The sequence below is a fragment of the Vibrio sp. PSi01 genome (assembly GCF_054960695.1).
Map to the genome: position 1 here is coordinate 83,677 of NZ_JBHNYN010000011.1, position 16,961 is coordinate 100,637.

12 protein-coding genes and 2 pseudogenes are annotated in these 16,961 nt (G+C 42.8%); 8 read left to right on the forward strand and 6 right to left on the reverse strand.

Annotated elements, in window-relative coordinates; translation table 11 throughout:
* Positions 1 to 237 precede the first annotated feature (237 nt).
* From sodB to ACFI6G_RS15195, 3 genes are all read left to right on the forward strand, one after another.
* The gene (sodB, locus tag ACFI6G_RS15185; protein ID WP_016792783.1) at positions 238 to 822 is read left to right on the forward strand and encodes a superoxide dismutase [Fe]; all 585 of its coding nucleotides are present in this window, start codon (positions 238 to 240) and stop codon (positions 820 to 822) included.
* Positions 823 to 1,087: 265 nt separating this feature from the next.
* Positions 1,088 to 1,591, forward strand: coding sequence for a VC2046/SO_2500 family protein (locus ACFI6G_RS15190; RefSeq protein ID WP_261382782.1), 504 nt, complete (start codon positions 1,088 to 1,090; stop codon positions 1,589 to 1,591).
* Positions 1,592 to 1,857: 266 nt separating this feature from the next.
* Positions 1,858 to 2,541, forward strand: coding sequence for an SDR family oxidoreductase (locus tag ACFI6G_RS15195; RefSeq protein WP_016769061.1), 684 nt, complete (start codon positions 1,858 to 1,860; stop codon positions 2,539 to 2,541).
* 151 nt (positions 2,542 to 2,692) lie between these two features.
* Here the strand turns inward: ACFI6G_RS15195 and adhE are convergent, their stop codons facing one another.
* Positions 2,693 to 5,398 carry a bifunctional acetaldehyde-CoA/alcohol dehydrogenase gene (gene adhE / locus ACFI6G_RS15200; RefSeq protein ID WP_016769062.1) on the reverse strand — a complete coding sequence of 902 codons (2,706 nt, stop codon included), beginning with the start codon at positions 5,396 to 5,398 and terminating at the stop codon, positions 2,693 to 2,695.
* 639 nt (positions 5,399 to 6,037) lie between these two features.
* Here adhE and ACFI6G_RS15205 point away from each other — a divergent pair.
* Together ACFI6G_RS15205 and ACFI6G_RS15210 are read left to right on the forward strand one after the other, a co-directional pair.
* Positions 6,038 to 6,676 (forward strand): YchE family NAAT transporter, encoded by a 639-nt coding sequence (locus ACFI6G_RS15205; RefSeq protein ID WP_010437104.1) that lies wholly within the window; start codon positions 6,038 to 6,040, stop codon positions 6,674 to 6,676.
* Positions 6,677 to 6,819: 143 nt separating this feature from the next.
* Positions 6,820 to 7,665 carry an ion transporter gene (locus ACFI6G_RS15210; RefSeq protein WP_010437102.1) on the forward strand — a complete coding sequence of 282 codons (846 nt, stop codon included), beginning with the start codon at positions 6,820 to 6,822 and terminating at the stop codon, positions 7,663 to 7,665.
* A gap of 64 nt (positions 7,666 to 7,729) precedes the next feature.
* On the opposite strand, the gene asd is transcribed toward ACFI6G_RS15210, so the two are convergent.
* Positions 7,730 to 8,848 carry an aspartate-semialdehyde dehydrogenase gene (asd, locus tag ACFI6G_RS15215; RefSeq protein ID WP_016792781.1) on the reverse strand — a complete coding sequence of 373 codons (1,119 nt, stop codon included), beginning with the start codon at positions 8,846 to 8,848 and terminating at the stop codon, positions 7,730 to 7,732.
* Positions 8,849 to 9,357: 509 nt separating this feature from the next.
* Between asd and nhaC the strand changes: the two genes are divergently transcribed.
* Positions 9,358 to 10,794 (forward strand): Na+/H+ antiporter NhaC, encoded by a 1,437-nt coding sequence (gene nhaC / locus ACFI6G_RS15220; protein ID WP_016769064.1) that lies wholly within the window; start codon positions 9,358 to 9,360, stop codon positions 10,792 to 10,794.
* Between the two features lie 111 nt (positions 10,795 to 10,905).
* Here the strand turns inward: nhaC and ACFI6G_RS15225 are convergent, their stop codons facing one another.
* The 4 genes and pseudogenes from ACFI6G_RS15225 to yejK all read right to left on the reverse strand — a co-directional run bounded on the left by ACFI6G_RS15225 (position 10,906) and on the right by yejK (position 14,756).
* Positions 10,906 to 12,084 carry a DHH family phosphoesterase gene (locus ACFI6G_RS15225; protein WP_010437093.1) on the reverse strand — a complete coding sequence of 393 codons (1,179 nt, stop codon included), beginning with the start codon at positions 12,082 to 12,084 and terminating at the stop codon, positions 10,906 to 10,908.
* Between the two features lie 76 nt (positions 12,085 to 12,160).
* Positions 12,161 to 12,532 (reverse strand): annotated as a pseudogene (locus ACFI6G_RS15230) (Hpt domain-containing protein); the annotation flags it as partial.
* Positions 12,533 to 12,858: 326 nt separating this feature from the next.
* Positions 12,859 to 13,645: pseudogene (locus ACFI6G_RS15235) on the reverse strand (Hpt domain-containing protein); the annotation flags it as partial.
* Positions 13,646 to 13,751: 106 nt separating this feature from the next.
* A complete protein-coding gene (yejK, locus tag ACFI6G_RS15240; RefSeq protein ID WP_016792779.1) occupies positions 13,752 to 14,756 on the reverse strand; it encodes a nucleoid-associated protein YejK in 1,005 nt (334 codons plus the stop codon).
* A gap of 84 nt (positions 14,757 to 14,840) precedes the next feature.
* Here yejK and ACFI6G_RS15245 point away from each other — a divergent pair, with 84 nt between their 5' ends.
* Positions 14,841 to 15,068 carry a YejL family protein gene (locus ACFI6G_RS15245; RefSeq protein ID WP_010437090.1) on the forward strand — a complete coding sequence of 76 codons (228 nt, stop codon included), beginning with the start codon at positions 14,841 to 14,843 and terminating at the stop codon, positions 15,066 to 15,068.
* A gap of 28 nt (positions 15,069 to 15,096) precedes the next feature.
* Positions 15,097 to 16,899, forward strand: coding sequence for a DUF3413 domain-containing protein (locus ACFI6G_RS15250; RefSeq protein ID WP_010437089.1), 1,803 nt, complete (start codon positions 15,097 to 15,099; stop codon positions 16,897 to 16,899).
* Positions 16,900 to 16,961: the final 62 nt, after the last annotated feature.

Genomic DNA, 16,961 nt, shown 5'->3' on the forward strand with positions numbered 1-16,961 from the left:
GCCTTTATTCTACCCCAAACCAAAAGAATAAAAACCATATAAAAAAAATGGTTAACAAGTTAAGCTAACAATTCACACAAAAGTGATGAATTAAGCTTTTAATAAAGTAAAAACTTGCTAAACTATATCGCAAGTCAGCAAATTGACCATGGTTGTCAGTATAGCCAGCCATGAATAATAATATCACTGGAAGCAATCGAAAGAGTTAACTCTTTCATATCAATGGAGAATTGAGCAATGGCATTTGAACTACCGGCTCTTCCTTACGCGAAAGACGCGCTAGAACCACATATCTCAGCAGAAACGCTAGATTTCCACCACGGTAAGCACCACAACACTTACGTTGTTAAACTAAATGGTCTTATCCCAGGTACTGAGTTTGAAGGCAAAACACTAGAAGAAATCATTAAGACTTCTACTGGTGGTGTTTTCAATAACGCTGCTCAAATCTGGAACCACACGTTCTACTGGCACTGTCTTGCTCCTAAAGCAGGCGGCGAACCAACTGGCGCTGTTGCAGAAGCTATCAACACCGCATTCGGTTCTTTCGAAGAATTCAAAGCAAAATTCACTGATTCAGCAATCAACAACTTCGGTTCTTCTTGGACTTGGTTAGTAAAAAAAGCTGACGGTTCTCTAGACATCGTTAACACTTCTAACGCTGCAACTCCTCTAACAGAAGAAGGTGTTACTCCACTTCTAACTGTTGACCTATGGGAACACGCTTACTACATCGATTTCCGCAATGTTCGCCCAGACTACATGGCTGCATTCTGGAACCTAGTAAACTGGTCTTTCGTAGAAGAGAACCTAGCTAAGTAATTTTTACTTATGCTGCGCTATTAATAGCGAGTGACTTATTAAAAGCTCATGCCTCGGCGTGAGCTTTTTTGTATCCGTCGTATTTTCAGCTTGAACATGGAAGGTGAAATGAGTTAACAGAGCTTGTTTTATCACTGACTCCTTCAGTTACCCCTAATCGAAACTAAGCTCTTATCTGCTCTACATAGATTATGTATTTGTCTGTAATTAAACACTAAAGTTTGCCGACTCCGTGCCGTTAAAGGTGTATCAAATGAGAGGCAACATGCAAATACACACTTTAGACAAAGCAGGAATCATAAACGAACTAAAGTTCGGCATCGGGATCAGCCAAGCGGTTGAACAAGGTCGCCGTGCAGATTTCGCGTTGCTGCTATCCATGTTCTCTAATGATGTCCGCGATTGTACTCCTATAAATACTATCGAGGTAACCGAGACTAGCGAAGATCGCCTGCGCAAACAATTTGGTGTCGCTGAACCTCAACAATTGCGTTCTGATCAATCCTCATACGAAATTTCTGCACAACAGTCGAATTACTTTCATCAAGCAAGCCTTGCTAGTGCAAAACTAAGTCATTACTTAAAACCAGAAGCACTGGCTTTTATGCCTGAAGATACTGGCGATTTTCCCGAAGACGTCTACCAAAACCTTTCAGGTCACGACCGACGGAAACTTGCAAATAAGCACTTACCTGAATTACCTAATGCGACTCTTTACAACGATCTCTCTACCGCTCAACGTCAGTATCAAATTCAGGCCCAAGTATAGTCACAACAAACCTTACCTCACTGCCTGCTCATCAGCTCCTAAATTGTATCCCTTAAGCAATTGATGTGAGTGATATGAACCACTAGTCTTAGGCACACTCAAAATACAAATTGTGGGTTACGTCTTGAAGTTACTACAAAATGTGAGCTGCCACTAAGTTCATACAAACTTATCAATTGGTACGTCTTAGTTTGAACCAATTCACACCCGTTGTATGAAATTTAACCCATCCTTAAACGACATAGATTATTTTCTTAGGTGTTTGGATGGAAATAAAAAGCTCAATCATATTGGTGACATCAGCAGGCTCGCGCTTGGGAGGAACGATTGCGAACCACTTTGTTAACCTTGGAGCCACCGTTATCCTTTGTGATAAAGATCCTACAGCACTGCAAGAAACCTATACCCAATGCTCTCGACTCTCTGATTCGGTCTACCGCTATACGCTCGAAAGTAATCATAACCAAGCCATACTAGCGGTCTTCGATTTTGTCCAGCACACCTTCAATACGACACCTGATGTGTTAGTTAACAACTGGATCAGCGTTCCAATGCCAAGTTTGATTGGCGACCAACCCGTCAGTAGTTATATTGATGATTTGTCTTCGAAAGCCTCTACCCTTTTTGCATTTGGCCAGATAAGTGCTGAGCGATTACGAGAAGAAGATAAAGAAGGCGTGATCGTCAATGTGATCTCTCATGATGATTTCAGTGATGTATCAGGTTTAGAAAGTGCTAACTCAATGATTACCGGCTTTACCCATAGTTGGGCTAAGGAACTCACCCCATTCGGGATACGAGTTGGTGGGGTCGTTCCTGCCGTTCACAATGCAGACGGAAAACTCAACCGATGTCATTGGGCTCAACTACAAGATGAACTGACCAGAACAACCGAGTACATCATTTCTAATGACTACTTCAGCGGACGTGTCGTCGCTGCCGAAGTGTAGATCCTTTTTATTTTCTTACTTTTTATATTGTTAGTTTTAACCTAACCGACCACATAAAAAAGCCCCAGTCTCTCGACTGGGGCTTTGTTCTTTTCCCGATTAGATAAGGTTCGTGCTAGCGAAAACTTATCTCAAAACTAATGCTTACTTATTATGCGTTAGCTTTTTCTTTTTTAGCTTTTGGCGCTTTCGCGTCAGCTGGCTTTTGATCTGCTTTCTTAAGGATAACTGTAGTACCTTCGAAAGTTTCGCCTTCAACGTATGGTTGGCCGAAGTAAGAAGTTGTTAGAACTTCTTTTAGCTCAGTGATTAGAGGGTAACGTGGGTTAGCACCTGTACACTGGTCATCGAACGCTTCAACAGCTAGCTCGTCTAGTTTAGCGATGAAGTCAGACTCGTTAACACCCGCAGCTTGGATAGATAGTGGGATGTCTAGGTCAACTTTAAGCTCTTCTAACCAAGTCAGTAGACGTTCAATCTTCTGAGCAGTACGGTCACCAGCTTGGCTTAGGCCTAGGTGGTCAGCAACTTCAGCGTAACGACGACGTGCTTGTGGACGATCGTACTGAGAGAATGCAGTCTGCTTAGTTGGGTTATCGTTCGCGTTGTAACGTACAACGTTAGAGATAAGCAGTGCGTTAGCAAGACCGTGTGGTAGGTGGAACTCAGCACCAATTTTGTGAGCCATTGAGTGACACACACCTAGGAATGCGTTCGCAAATGCTACACCAGCGATAGTTGCTGCGTTGTGTACTTTCTCACGAGCGATTGGGTCAGCTGCACCATTTTTGTAGCTTGATGGTAGGTATTCTTTAAGCATCTTAAGAGCTTGAAGAGCTTGGCCGTCTGAGTATTCGTTCGCAAGAACAGATACGTAAGCTTCAAGAGCGTGAGTTACTGCATCGTAACCACCGAATGCTGTTAGAGACTTAGGCATGTTCATTACTAGGTTAGCATCAACAACAGCCATGTTTGGCGTAATTTCGTAATCAGCTAGTGGGTACTTAGCACCAGTCTTGTCGTCTGTAACAACCGCGAATGGAGTAACCTCTGAACCCGTACCAGAAGTCGTAGTGATACATACAAGCTCAGCTTTTTTACCCATTTTAGGGAACTTGTAGATACGTTTACGGATATCCATAAAGCGCATTGCTAGTTCCGCGAAGTGAGTTTCTGGGTGCTCGTACATAACCCACATGATCTTAGCAGCATCCATTGGAGAACCGCCACCTAGAGCAAGGATTACGTCAGGTTGGAAGCTCTTCATTGCTTCAGCGCCTTTCTCAACAACAGACAGTGTTGGATCCGCTTCTACATCGAAGAATACTTGAACTTCAATACCTTGTGCTTTAAGGATTTGTACTACGTCGTCTGCGTAACCGTTGTTGAATAGGAAACGGTCCGTTACTAGGAATGCGCGTTTCTTACCTTCTAGGTCGCTCATAGCGATTGGAAGGCTGCCACGACGGAAGTAGATAGACTTAGGTAGTTTGTGCCACAACATATTTTCAGCTCGCTTCGCTACAGTTTTCTTGTTGATAAGGTGCTTAGGACCTACGTTCTCAGAGATAGAGTTACCACCCCATGAACCACAACCAAGAGTTAGAGAAGGTGCAACGTTGAAGTTGTACAGGTCACCGATACCACCGTGAGTAGTAGGGATGTTGATTAAGATACGAGCCGTCTTCATCTTGTCACCGAAGTAACGAATGCGGTCTGCGTTAGTATCTTGGTTAGTGTAAAGACCAGATGTGTGACCGATACCACCGATTTCAACCATTGTTACAGCTTGAGCGACAGCATCTTCGAAATCGTCTGCGCGGAATAGACCTAGAGTCGGAGACAGTTTTTCATGAGCGAATTCGTCATCGTAAGAAACTTTACCAAGGCCTTCACCAACAAGTACTTTTGTATCAGCAGGAACTTTAACACCCGCCATTTCAGCGATTGCTGGAGCAGGTTGACCTACGATTTTAGCGTTTAGGTTGCCGTCGATAAGAAGAACTTTACGAACTTTATCTGCGTCAGTTTTAGATAGAACGTGAGCTTTGTGAGAAGCAAAACGCGCTTTAACTTCGTCATATACTTCGCTAACTACGATTGCAGCTTGCTCAGAAGCACATACAACACCGTTATCGAATGTTTTAGACATAAGGATAGATGCTACAGCACGTTTGATGTCAGCTGTTTCATCGATAACTACAGGAACGTTACCAGCACCAACACCGATCGCAGGCTTACCAGAAGAGTATGCTGCTTTAACCATGCCTGGACCACCAGTAGCAAGGATAAGTGCGATACCGTCATGCTTCATCAGCGCGTTAGAAAGCTCTACCGATGGTTGGTCGATCCAACCGATGATGTCTTTTGGAGCACCAGCTGCTACCGCTGCGTCTAAAACCAGTTTAGCTGCATCGTTTGTTGAATTCTTTGCACGTGGGTGTGGCGAGAAGATGATGCCGTTACGTGTCTTAAGAGAGATTAGAGATTTGAAGATTGCTGTTGAAGTTGGGTTCGTTGTTGGAACGATACCACAGATGATACCTACAGGCTCAGCGATAGTCATAGTGCCTAGGCTTTCATCTTCTTCTAAGATGCCACATGTTTTTTCGTCTTTGTATTTGTTGTAGATAAATTCTGAAGCGAAGTGGTTTTTGATAACTTTATCTTCAACAATACCCATTCCAGATTCAGCAACGGCTTGTTGAGCCAAAGGAATACGAGCATGGTTAGCAGCAAGAGAAGCTGCACGGAAGATTGCGTCTACTTTCTCTTGAGAGAATGTTGCGAACTCTTCTTGAGCTGCTTTAACGCGAGCTACTAGAGCATCAAGTTCCGCTAAGTTAGTTACAGGCATGGTGGATCTCCTAAAATAATAAATATTAAAAACTTTTTATTAATTTCACTGCTTGTCTTTAACCCTAATTCACAGCGTTCTTAGTAAATTGCTTTCAGGGCTGAGTATATTATTTCACAGTGTGAAAAAAATTGACCCAGATCAGTTACCCAAAAATAATTAACCAGAAAGTAGTAAGGCAATCGCAAAAACAAACTTAAGAGTCTGATTTATATAGATTAAAGTCACACTTTTCGTTAGCGCAAAAAACAAGCAAACAGACAAAGTTTTTTTACATAGAGTCATAACTTGTAAAAAACTTTCATTTTTAGTCCGTTAAATTACATGTATACAGCTGTATTCGTGCTACTGAGAGTATATCCATAGCGTTGCACGGGCTAGATTCTGACATATTTTTTATTAATTTCGTGCGACAGTTAACATTTACTCAATAAGATATTACAAAATGAAACACCAACGACTAGCTTGCAACAAGGCTAGTACAAAAGTGAGATTCAATTAGTTTTTCTAAGAAAAATCCCCTATTTCGCGTTAGTTTTTTTCATTCGTGAAATTTAGAATTGTCACTTACATTACGCGCTCTGACTATGTACAGATCAAACCCCTCAATCCTAAGAACGCTATCTGGAGATCGCTCTCATGCAAGGTTTAGAACTCGCAATTTTTATGCAATTCTTCCTTGGGCTTGTTGCTGCCGTAAACCCAATCGGCATAATGCCTGTTTTTGTTTCTCTTACTGCTCATATGCCCCCAGAAGAGAGGAATAGGACAGCCTTACAAGCCAACGTTGCTGTTGCCGTTATCTTGATTGTGTCGCTTGTCGCGGGACAATTGCTTTTAGACATGTTCAGCATCTCTCTCGACTCATTTCGAGTTGCAGGCGGCTTGCTATTATTGAGCATCGCATTTTCGATGATGAGCGGTAAGCTCGGTGAAGATAAGCAGAACAAGCAAGAGAAGTCTGAATACATTAGCAAAGAGCAAATTGGGGTCGTTCCTCTAGCGATGCCTTTAATGGCTGGCCCTGGTGCAATCAGTTCGACCATTGTTTATGGTTCTCGCTATCCAGCCGCGATTGATACAGTAGGAATCGGCCTTAGCATTATTGCTTTCGCGACTTGCTCTTGGCTTCTGTTCCGTTCTGCGCCAGTTATCGTTCGCTTTCTTGGTCAAACAGGAATTAATGTTATCACCCGTATCATGGGCTTGATTCTGGGAGCACTCGGCATCGAATTCATTGCAAACGGGTTACGTAACCTATTTCCAGGATTAGCATAACAATATCGGTATAACCCGCCGTTGTGGGGACTCAGCATTGATATTAACGAGGCGAGTAAAGTGGTTAGGCTTTCACTCGCCTCATGATTATGAAGCTTGTATAATCACAGTTAATACATTTAACAAAAGGTGAACTTCACCCTATGTCACGTCAGCCTCTTAAGCATCATTTGTACGTCATTATTTTTGGTACTCATACTCCAGCAGGACGTGCATTTGATATCTCTCTGATCATTGCGATCGTCGTTTCATTGATCGTGCTAATCTTAGAGTCAATCCCGAGCGTGATGACCGAATGGTCACAGCAGTTACGTTACATCGAATACAGCTTCACAGCACTATTCACACTAGAATACTTATTGAGGCTTTATTGCTCCCCAAAACCTAAGTCCTATGCCACCAGCTTCTATGGAGTGGTTGACCTACTCGCCATTCTTCCAACATACCTTGCAATCATCTTCCCAGGTGCTTCGTTCATGGGTGTGGTCAGGCTGTTACGTGTCATGCGCATATTCAGAATTCTTAAGCTGGTTCGTTATTTACAAGACTCCAATATCCTGCTGCGTTCGCTATTAATGGCAAGAAGAAAAATACTTATCTTTTTCAGCACTGTTGGCATCCTCGTCACTATCTTTGGGTCACTAATTTTTGTCATTGAGGGGCCTGAAAATGGCTTCACAAGTATCCCTCAAAGTATCTACTGGGCAATTGTGACAATCACGACGGTGGGTTACGGAGACATCACCCCACAAACCGCGTTTGGCAAAGCTATCGCATCACTGACCATGCTATTGGGTTACTCTATTTTAGCGGTGCCTACAGGGATAATTACCGCAGAACTCAGCAATGAAATGAACTCTCATAAAGAGTTGGTTAAGTGCCCTAACTGTAACCGTGCAGGCCATGATTCGGATGCCATGTATTGCAAGCACTGTGCAAGTGAGTTAGCAGATCCAGACAAACGAGTCGTCGCCAAAGATCCAGACTAAGCATCAGATACAAAAAAAGCGCCTTAAGGCGCTTCTTCTTTAATTATTATCAGAGATGAGGCAGTTACGCTTTCTCAGAAAGAATAATACGTAATGTACGACGTAGTGGTTCTGCAGCACCCCACAGCAGTTGGTCACCAACAGTGAATGCGTTCAGGAAGTCGTTACCCATAGACATCTTACGTAGACGACCTACTGGTACAGACATCGTGCCTGTTACTTTCGCTGGTGTTAGTTCCTGTGCCGTAATATCACGGTCATTAGGAATCACTTTAACCCAATCATTGTGTGTCGCGATTATCTCTTCAATCTCGTCCATTGGAACGTCTTGCTTAAGCTTGATTGTTAGTGCTTGAGCGTGACAACGCATTGCGCCGATTCGCACACAAGTACCGTCAATTGGGATTGGCTGACCATCTAAGCCGAGAATCTTATTCGCTTCAACGCCCGCTTTCCACTCTTCTTTACTTTGACCATTTTCACGTTTCACATCGATCCAAGGAATCAACGAGCCTGCAAGAGGTGCACCAAATTGATCAGTTGGGAATGAAGATGAACGAATGGTGTCTGCCACTTTTTTATCAATATCAAGAATTGAGCTTGAAGGGTTAGCTAACTCAGAGCTAACGCTATCGTTGATAACACCCATTTGCGAAATCAGTTCGCGCATGTTCTTAGCACCAGCGCCGGATGCCGCCTGGTACGTCATGGCACTCATCCACTCAACCATGCCTTTCTCATATAAACCACCCAAAGCCATAAGCATTAAGCTCACGGTACAGTTACCACCAACGAAAGTGTTAGTGCCACCGTGGATGCCTTGTTGGATTTGAGCCAAGTTAACAGGATCAAGAGTGATGATTGAATCAGCGTCCATACGTAAAGTAGAAGCTGCATCAATCCAGTAACCTTTCCAACCTGCTTGACGCAATGCTGGGTATACTTTTGATGTGTAATCGCCACCTTGACAGGTAATCACGGCATCAAGCTGTTTTAGGCTATCAATATCAAAAGCGTCTTGAAGTAGACCCGCATCTTTACCACCTAAAACAGGGGCAGGAATACCAATCTGAGATGTGCTGTAATAAACAGGCTCAATTAGGTCGAAATCTTTCTCTTCAACCATACGTTGCATCAGTACAGAACCAACCATACCGCGCCAACCAACTAGACCTACTCTCATCGCTCACTCTCCATGTATAAATTAAAAATTGCTCTCCCCCATCTATAAGTTTTTCAGAAACAGAACTCAAGTGCTTTTTGTCAAAAAGTGTAACTTTTTCGTTTCTTTTAAGTGAACGCGATGAATCACGCAGTTATCTCTTGTTGTTCATTCCGCCGCTTAGTCACTGATAAAACACCGACTATCACCAAACTTATGTGTTTATTGATATGAATTGTTCAATTTACGAGCAATTAGATCCTGCTTGCAACAGTAATTACCACTATTTAACAAAGGTTAACCAGAATAATATTTTACACAACGAAAACAACGTGCGACAGAATTCAACATGTAACAATCATGAATTTAACAAATTTTCAGACCATGAAACCACGAAACATTTATTTAGCAGTCAAATATCACAACTTAGACGCATTTTTTCGATATAATAAACTAATTACTGTAGTGTCCGTTTTGCACCACACACTATAACGAAGCACTATAAATGCTCGAAATAACAAGAGGCTTTTATGAAGCAGAGTAAAACTCGTCTACCGAACCTATTGCAGGTATTCATCGCGTTAGGACTATTTCTATCCCTTGCTTTTTCCTTTACAGCAAAGCTTGACCTACCAATCCAACTTGCCTTGTACATTGGCTGGTTCATTATCATGGTTTTGGGTATTCGTCTTGGACACCAATACAAAGACTTAGAAAAAGCAGCACTCAAAGGAATATCCAATGGCTTAGGCGCGGTTTTAATACTTTTAGCCGTTGGCGCTCTTGTTGGTACTTGGATCTCTGGCGGGATCGTACCCACTATCATTTACTATGGTCTGAAAGCTATCCACCCTTCTATCTTCCTTTTAGCGACCATGATCATCTGTTCTCTGACTGCACTGGCGACCGGCACGTCATGGGGCGCTGCAGGTACAGCAGGTATAGCGATGATGGGTATCGGCCAAGGTCTAGGTGTTCCAGCACCGATTACTGCCGGTGCAGTGCTGTCAGGTTGTTATTTCGGTGACAAAATGTCTCCGCTTTCTGATTCAGTGATTTTGGCTTCTTCAATGTCTGGTGTTGAAGTAGTTGAACACATCAAGGGCATGCTTCCAGTTGCGTTAATCAGCTACGTGATTACAGGCATCATGTTTACTGCGTTTGGTTTCCACTACGCGGGTAACGTTGACATGAGCCAAGTTGATTCTGTAATCAAAGCGATGGAAGTTCAGTTCTACATCACGCCTTACTCATTCGTTCCGGTACTTATTGTGCTTGGTTTGTTGGCTTTCCGCATGCCTTCATTCCCAGTCATCAGTTTTGGTTCTCTGCTGGGTATTATCTGGGCAGTCATGATCCAAGAGATCGACTTCCTAACGGCATTCAACACTGCTTGGGCACCTTTCTCCATCTCATCTGGCGTAGAGTTCATTGATTCGATTCTTAACCGTGGCGGTATGTCTTCCATGCTGGGTTCGGTTGCGGTCATCGTATTTGGTCTAGGTTTCGGCGGCTTGCTGGATAAAGTGGGCGTACTAGAGACAATTGCTAAAGTGTTCGAGCGCCGAGTAAACAGCGCTGGCTCACTAGCAACTAGCACAATTGGTACGGCTTTCATGGGTAACGTGTTCGGTTCAGCAATGTATGTATCACTCATCCTTACGCCAAAAATCTGTGCGAAAAACTACGACCGTTTAGGCTACAAACGTAAGAACTTATCTCGTAATGCTGAGTTTGGTGGCACGCTGACCTCTGGCATGGTGCCTTGGAGTGACAATGGTATCTACATGGCGAGTATTCTAGGTGTCGCGACACTATCTTACGCACCATTCATGTGGTTAAGCTTCATCTGTATCATCGTGACTATCGTGACTTCTTACATGGGTTGGTTCGTTGATAAGTGTGAACCAACGGCACCTGCGTTTGAAGCTGAAGAGGCGACAGAGTTAAGTAAGCAACAGGCTTAAGTTTATGAGCTAATGCTTTAGGGCATAACTCAAAACGTTAATAGAGAAATGCAAAAAGAGCGCCCTAGAGCGCTCTTTTTTAACCTTCTAATTCATCTATTTACATGTTTACTATTTATTTATGGTTCGCTTACCCAACCAGTAACCGATTCCTAAAGGTGCAAAGAACACGACTAAGATAAACAGGATGAAGTAGATAACCACACCTTTGATTAACTCCATCAGCTTATCAATTGCAAGCACAACCACATCTTGAGAAACACGGTCTAGATCTTGAGTGAACAACTCTCTTTCTGATGCCACAATACCAGCAATTTCAATCCGCTCTTTCGCAACCATCTCTATCAGAGCTTCTCTCTCTCGTGTCACCATATTTTCTAGTGCCACGCGTTCATCGCTTAGTCTCTCTAATTTTTGGTCTGTCTTATCGCTCAAGTCATTCAGTAGCGGCTGCATTTCTGTCGACATAATCGAAGCTAGCGTTTGCATGTACTCAGGGTTATTTTCAATAAAGTCCTGCATGCTTGCTGATGTTTGACGAAGGCTTGCGAGCGTCATAGACAGGTCTTCACCCGTTAGCGAGCTATTCAGAGCGACTAACTCTGCTTTCCACGACATCAATTTTGGTGTTTGATCCGCCATCAAGCTTAAACGGTCTGACGCATCGTTCATCGCCTCTGGCATCGTTCCTAAGCTCTGAACGATTTGCGACTCGTCTTTCCCTAGGTAACTCAGCCATTCACGGTAAGCGGGTGTGCTTCTGAATGTGAGGTCTTTAAATGGGTGGCTAGCAACAAACTGCGCAACGAAATCTTTGCTCTGATCGAAATCGCTCGAGCTCAATACGCCTTTTGCGAGTTTCTTTACTTCTTGATCAAGAAAAATAGCGGTTTCTACCGCATCATTTGTCTCGAACAAATCAGCCCCTTGACTTTGAGCATAGAATTGATTCATTTGCGCAGTAAATACCCAAGAATCAATCAACGCTGACATCGGTGAAGTTTGGTAAGCCGCTTGTTGTAAGCCCTGCTCCGCATGGATCTTCCAAAGCAAAACATAGGATTGATGTAGGGTGTCATCGTCAGAGTAAGATTGCGCGATCAAGTCCGCGGAGCCTTCTACTCGTGTAAAAAACATCTTGGCGTATTCACGCGTCATAATTCGAGCGTTTAGCTCTTGCTGAGTGAGAGGTGTCGACTGACTGTCTAACTTAACTTCTAATAGAGAACAACCACTTAACGCAATGCTAAGCAACAATACCATCCAACTTCGACTCAACACTAGTAACATATAAACCTCTGACAAAGACTAAGGGCGCGGATTGTATGAGCACTTCGTCAGAGTATTGTCAAAATTTCTATGAAAGTTAATTCCGACTATCTAAATAATCTACAGCGGCGTCAACAGAAGCTTTTATTGCCAATTCTAATTCTTCTAAATCGTGCTCACTGATGGCTCTAGATTGTTTCATTGTCATTTCAACGCTCGCTGCAATAATGGCTAATCTCGATGCTTTGATACTACCAGCCACACCTTTCAAGCTATGCACAACACGCGCGGCAGAAGTTTCATCATTAACCAATAAAGATTTGAACTTCGTGTAATCATCAGCATGGTCTTGTACAAAAACTCCAAGCAGCAATTCTACAGATTCAGCGTCACCATCGAGCGTTTCTAACATATCTTCGATATCAATCGCAGGTTTTGAATCGGTCACACTAGCGATATGTTTCCCGGCCATCGACACTTCTTCCAGATTTTGTGAGCTTGTAACACTTGCTGTTAATACATTTTTGTCTAAATTAACACTTGGAATTGTTGGATTAGCGCTTTGAACTTTTAGATTAGAGCTCTGTTGTGATTGCGGTTCTGAGTGTGGGTTAAGTGACGCTTTTCTCTTAGTGTGTGTGTTATTGTTAGATTGTTTGAGGCTCGGAGAAATCGCATTGTCTTTAGACTTTTGAAACACGTGCTCTTCTTCACCAGAAAGCGATATAAAGTCTTTGTTATCAGATTCGTCCTCAGTGTCTAGTCCCAAATTTTCCGCTGATTCTTGCACGACCATTTTTGAGCGAACACATAATAAGACTAGCGCTATCATAGCGACCAAACTCAAGCCTAACATCACAACCAAAAGGTTGAATTGACGATCATGAAATTCAGCTTCGAGTTTAATGATCTGCTCATTAACCGAGTTTTTCTTAATTTTATCGACCAAATAATGGAGCTTAGCGTAATCACCTAATAAGGCTGAAGCATCCACCAACAGTTGTTGGATTGCGTCTTGCTCTTCAGTTTTTAATGAGTAAGATTTTTTTAGAATAGAGTCAAAGGCTCGATAGGTGGCTGATGAGCTTTGACTATCGGAATACATAGCTTCAAAGACAACAACACCAAATTCGTTCATCAGAGGTTTTAATTCAGAAGAAAGATTATTATCTGCACGCATTGCTTTAACCGTATCAACAATATCTTGAACCTGACTTTCGATTGGAATGAACTCGTCAAACTTCTCTAAAAACTGATCGGCTACGTAAAGCAGTTGATTTACATCAGGGCGAAACAAGGCATGTTGGAAATCAGACTCAATCTGCAATCGGATCGAGTAAACAAGTTGTGCATCAAGTGCTAAATCATTAATTCGAGACACTCGCAGCGGTTCAGAGAAATAAAGCGATTGCCTCAATTCATTGACGCGAATACCAAGTTCTTCAATTTGAGCGAGAGAAGTAGTGTAAGAACGGCTTAAATTCAGAAGGGTCAATGAAGGCAATAGCCACAGAGCCAAGAGCACAACCAAGAAAGTGGTTGGTTTTTTAAAGCGACTGGGCTTTGCTACTGATTGTTCCATCTATATTCCTTGTGCGTGTCGTCGATAAGCCATTATCCTGGCTAAGAATACCAAGCACAAAACAAGCGACAGCATCCTGCTGTCGCTTTTCACCATTAACTCAGGACTATGACTTATTGCGAGTCAGTTGGTCACGTAAGTTAGGTGGTGTGCCTTTAATGGTTAGTGTGTCAGTCTCTGGATCGTAAAAGATACGTTCACCAAGAAGTAGACTATCAAAACTAACATTCAAACCGCCACCAGCACCAACAAATTTTGTTAGTTTACGCATAGTTGCGCGATCAGCTGGAAAACTTTCTTCTAACTCGTAGCCTTGCTCACTAGTATAGTCAAAGAAGCTTGTGCCATCAGTGCTCGCTGGCAGTTCTCCAGAAAGCTCACGAACTTGAACCTCATCACCCGCTTTTAGCTGTTCGTTACAGTAATCCGCAACTTGCTTTTTGTAGCTGATCGCCTCTTCTTTCTCTAACTTAGAGTCAGAAACAAAATCTTCTACCGCTTGCATCAATACCTGGTTTTGTTGCTTGGCGTCTAAACCCACTTCAGCTTGTAGAAAATCTAAGAAAAAATCTGCGACTTTACGACCAATACGCCCCTTTATATAAGTAAGGTAACGGTTTGACTCTTTGTCTGTATCGTATGTTGAAAGATCAAGGCGTGCCACGATGTCCATCTTTGAAATATCAAGATAGTCAGTCGCGCTAATGTCGAGACCTTCTGTGACTTTCAAACTTTGGTTCGAAGGCAGTAAGCCAATGAAAAGGTAGTCTGTTGCCAGTGATTGATATTCAGCTAACACCAACGTGCCTTCATCAGCAAATGGATACTTTGAAAGTTCATCTTTTAGACGTAGAGCACTTTTTTGAGAGAAATCATAGAAACTTTGCTCCCCAGCTCGAAATTCATGCAACGACTGCTGGAATTCGCTGTCGGATTTGAAAGAACCAAACCCTTTGCCTGCTTTTGAGTTGAACACGCGGTGAAGCTCAGCCACTAGGCTTTCAGATGAAGCATCGTTCTCTAGAGATTCAGCACGATAGTTAACAATCAGCTCTTCCTGATCGTTCTTGCTTAGTTGGTGTAAAATTACGTTGGAAAGGTGAAGGCTCATAGTGAAAATATTACCGTTCAGGTTTCAGTTGTCATGCATAGTAGGTTATCATAAGCCGCTTTTACTATCATTATTAGAGTCCTTATGCCGATTATATCTAAATACACAGATGCACAAGTTGAAAAAATCCTAGCTGAAGTGGGTGCTGTTCTATCTAAGCACAAAGCTTCACCAGAACTTTCACTGATGATCGCTGGAAATATCGCAACCAATGTCTTAAATCAGAACGTTGCTGCTTCACAACGCAAAGGAATTGCTGAAAAATTTGCCGAGGCTTTAATTTCTTCTCTTGAAGATAAAAAGTCTCACTAAATTTGATTGACGGATAAAAGAATTATAAATGGTAGACAGCGCAAACTCATATAGCGATCGTGTATCTCGACTGGTTGGTTGGGGTCATTGGTTTGCATTTTTCAACATCATTGCGGCGATGTTGATCGGTACTCGTTATATTACTCAATCGGCTTGGCCTGAAACCCTATTGGGTCAGTTTTATTTAGCTGCATCGTGGGTTGGTCATTTTGGCTTTTTAGTCTTCGCTCTCTATCTATTAGTGCTGTTCCCACTCACTTTTATTCTTCCGTCGAGGAAGTTACTACGTTTGGTTGCCGTTTGCTTCGCGACCATAGGTTTAACTGTCCTGTTAATTGATACCCAAACGTATCAAAATATAAACCTCCACCTGACACCTGTCGTGTGGGAGGTTTTATTCAGTGGCGAGGAATCTGCATTCACTTCTGATTTGCAGCACCTGTTCATTGTTATGCCGCTCATCTTCTTATTACAGCTAGGCCTATCTGAATGGGTTTGGCGTAAGCAACGTAAACTGTCTCATAAGCACATCGGCCGACCAATTACGGCAGTGTTCTTTTTGTGTTTCATCAGTAGCCACCTAACTTATATGTGGGCTGATGCGTTTTTCTATAATCCAATTACAAGCCAAAAAGCCAACTTCCCACTGTCTTACCCTATGACAGCGAAAAGCTTTATGGAAAAACATGGCCTACTAGACCGTGAAGAGTACCTCCAGCGCTTAGAAGAGAACAAAGAAAACGTAAATCTAGTTAGCTACCCGCTAGAAAAGATTCAATACAATCGACGCAGTGATGATCTCAACATCCTGATGGTCAGCGTAAATAACCTGCGTTCTGATGCGCTAAACGCTGCAGCAATGCCAAACAGCTACGCTTTCTCTCAACAAGCAATCAACTTTACTAACCATTACAGTTCTAGTAATGACATGTTTGGTATTTTTGGCTTGTTCTATGGGCTGCCAAGTAGCTACTCAAGCAGCATCCGAGCTCAAGGCTCAAATGCCGTACTGTTCGATGTTTTAGACAATCATAATTATAAGTTCGCAGCATTCAGTGGCGATAATTTCGACGATCCACTTTACTCGGAAATCATTTTCCGTGGTCGTGATGTTATGCCAGAGCAAGCAACTTATGATGACCAAAGTGCTATCCAAGCTTGGTCTGATTGGGTGCAATCACCAGACACTAAGGGTCCTTGGTTCAACTTTATTGAGCTAACGACACTCGACAACTTTTCGAATTACGATGCAAGCTCTGATCCTGCGTTAAGTACTGAAGAGCGCTTTGCGGCCGATTACAAAAAATCAGCACAAGCAGCCGATAGCCAGTTAGCGACTATTTACGCGGAATTAGAACGCCTAGAGCTTAGCGATAATACTGTAGTGGTCATCACTTCGAATCACGGTACTGAATTTAACGAAACCAAGACAAACAGCTGGGGTGCAAACTCGAACTACAGTCGCTATCAGTTGCAGGTTCCTTTAGTTATCAGCTGGCCAGGTAAGTCTCCCTCTGAGTACACACATCGTTCAAGTCACTTAGATGTGTCTGTCACATTGATGCAAGAACTACTGGGTGTGTCTTCAAACCCAACAGACTTCAGCAGCGGTCGCAGCCTGTTTGATGAGCGTAAGAGAAAATGGATACTAGCGGGCGATTCTCGTGAATTGGCGCTTGTTACCGACAAGCAAACAACAGTGCTCGACAAGTTTGGCAACTATAAACTGTACGACCAGGATTATAAGCGCTTAAAAGACGTAAGCCCGCGCTTACCAGTGTTGATGCAAGGCCTAACTGAGCTACAGCGTTTCTACACAAAAAATGACTAAATGATCATCAATTAAAAAAGGGAAGCCAACGGCTTCCCTTTTTTATTGCCATCAATGATTAG

Bases quoted from the DNA above. Each gene is read 5' to 3' on its own strand.
- ACFI6G_RS15225 (WP_010437093.1), bottom strand. From the start codon at position 12,084: ATGTTACTAGTGTTGAGTCGAAGTTGGATGGTATTGTTGCTTAGCATT.
- ACFI6G_RS15245 (WP_010437090.1), top strand. From the start codon at position 14,841: ATGCCGATTATATCTAAATACACAGATGCACAAGTTGAAAAAATCCTA.
- ACFI6G_RS15210 (WP_010437102.1), top strand. From the start codon at position 6,820: ATGTCACGTCAGCCTCTTAAGCATCATTTGTACGTCATTATTTTTGGT.
- ACFI6G_RS15205 (WP_010437104.1), top strand. From the start codon at position 6,038: ATGCAAGGTTTAGAACTCGCAATTTTTATGCAATTCTTCCTTGGGCTT.
- adhE (WP_016769062.1), bottom strand. From the start codon at position 5,398: ATGCCTGTAACTAACTTAGCGGAACTTGATGCTCTAGTAGCTCGCGTT.
- ACFI6G_RS15190 (WP_261382782.1), top strand. From the start codon at position 1,088: ATGCAAATACACACTTTAGACAAAGCAGGAATCATAAACGAACTAAAG.
- nhaC (WP_016769064.1), top strand. From the start codon at position 9,358: ATGAAGCAGAGTAAAACTCGTCTACCGAACCTATTGCAGGTATTCATC.
- ACFI6G_RS15250 (WP_010437089.1), top strand. From the start codon at position 15,097: ATGGTAGACAGCGCAAACTCATATAGCGATCGTGTATCTCGACTGGTT.
- asd (WP_016792781.1), bottom strand. From the start codon at position 8,848: ATGAGAGTAGGTCTAGTTGGTTGGCGCGGTATGGTTGGTTCTGTACTG.
- yejK (WP_016792779.1), bottom strand. From the start codon at position 14,756: ATGAGCCTTCACCTTTCCAACGTAATTTTACACCAACTAAGCAAGAAC.
- sodB (WP_016792783.1), top strand. From the start codon at position 238: ATGGCATTTGAACTACCGGCTCTTCCTTACGCGAAAGACGCGCTAGAA.
- ACFI6G_RS15195 (WP_016769061.1), top strand. From the start codon at position 1,858: ATGGAAATAAAAAGCTCAATCATATTGGTGACATCAGCAGGCTCGCGC.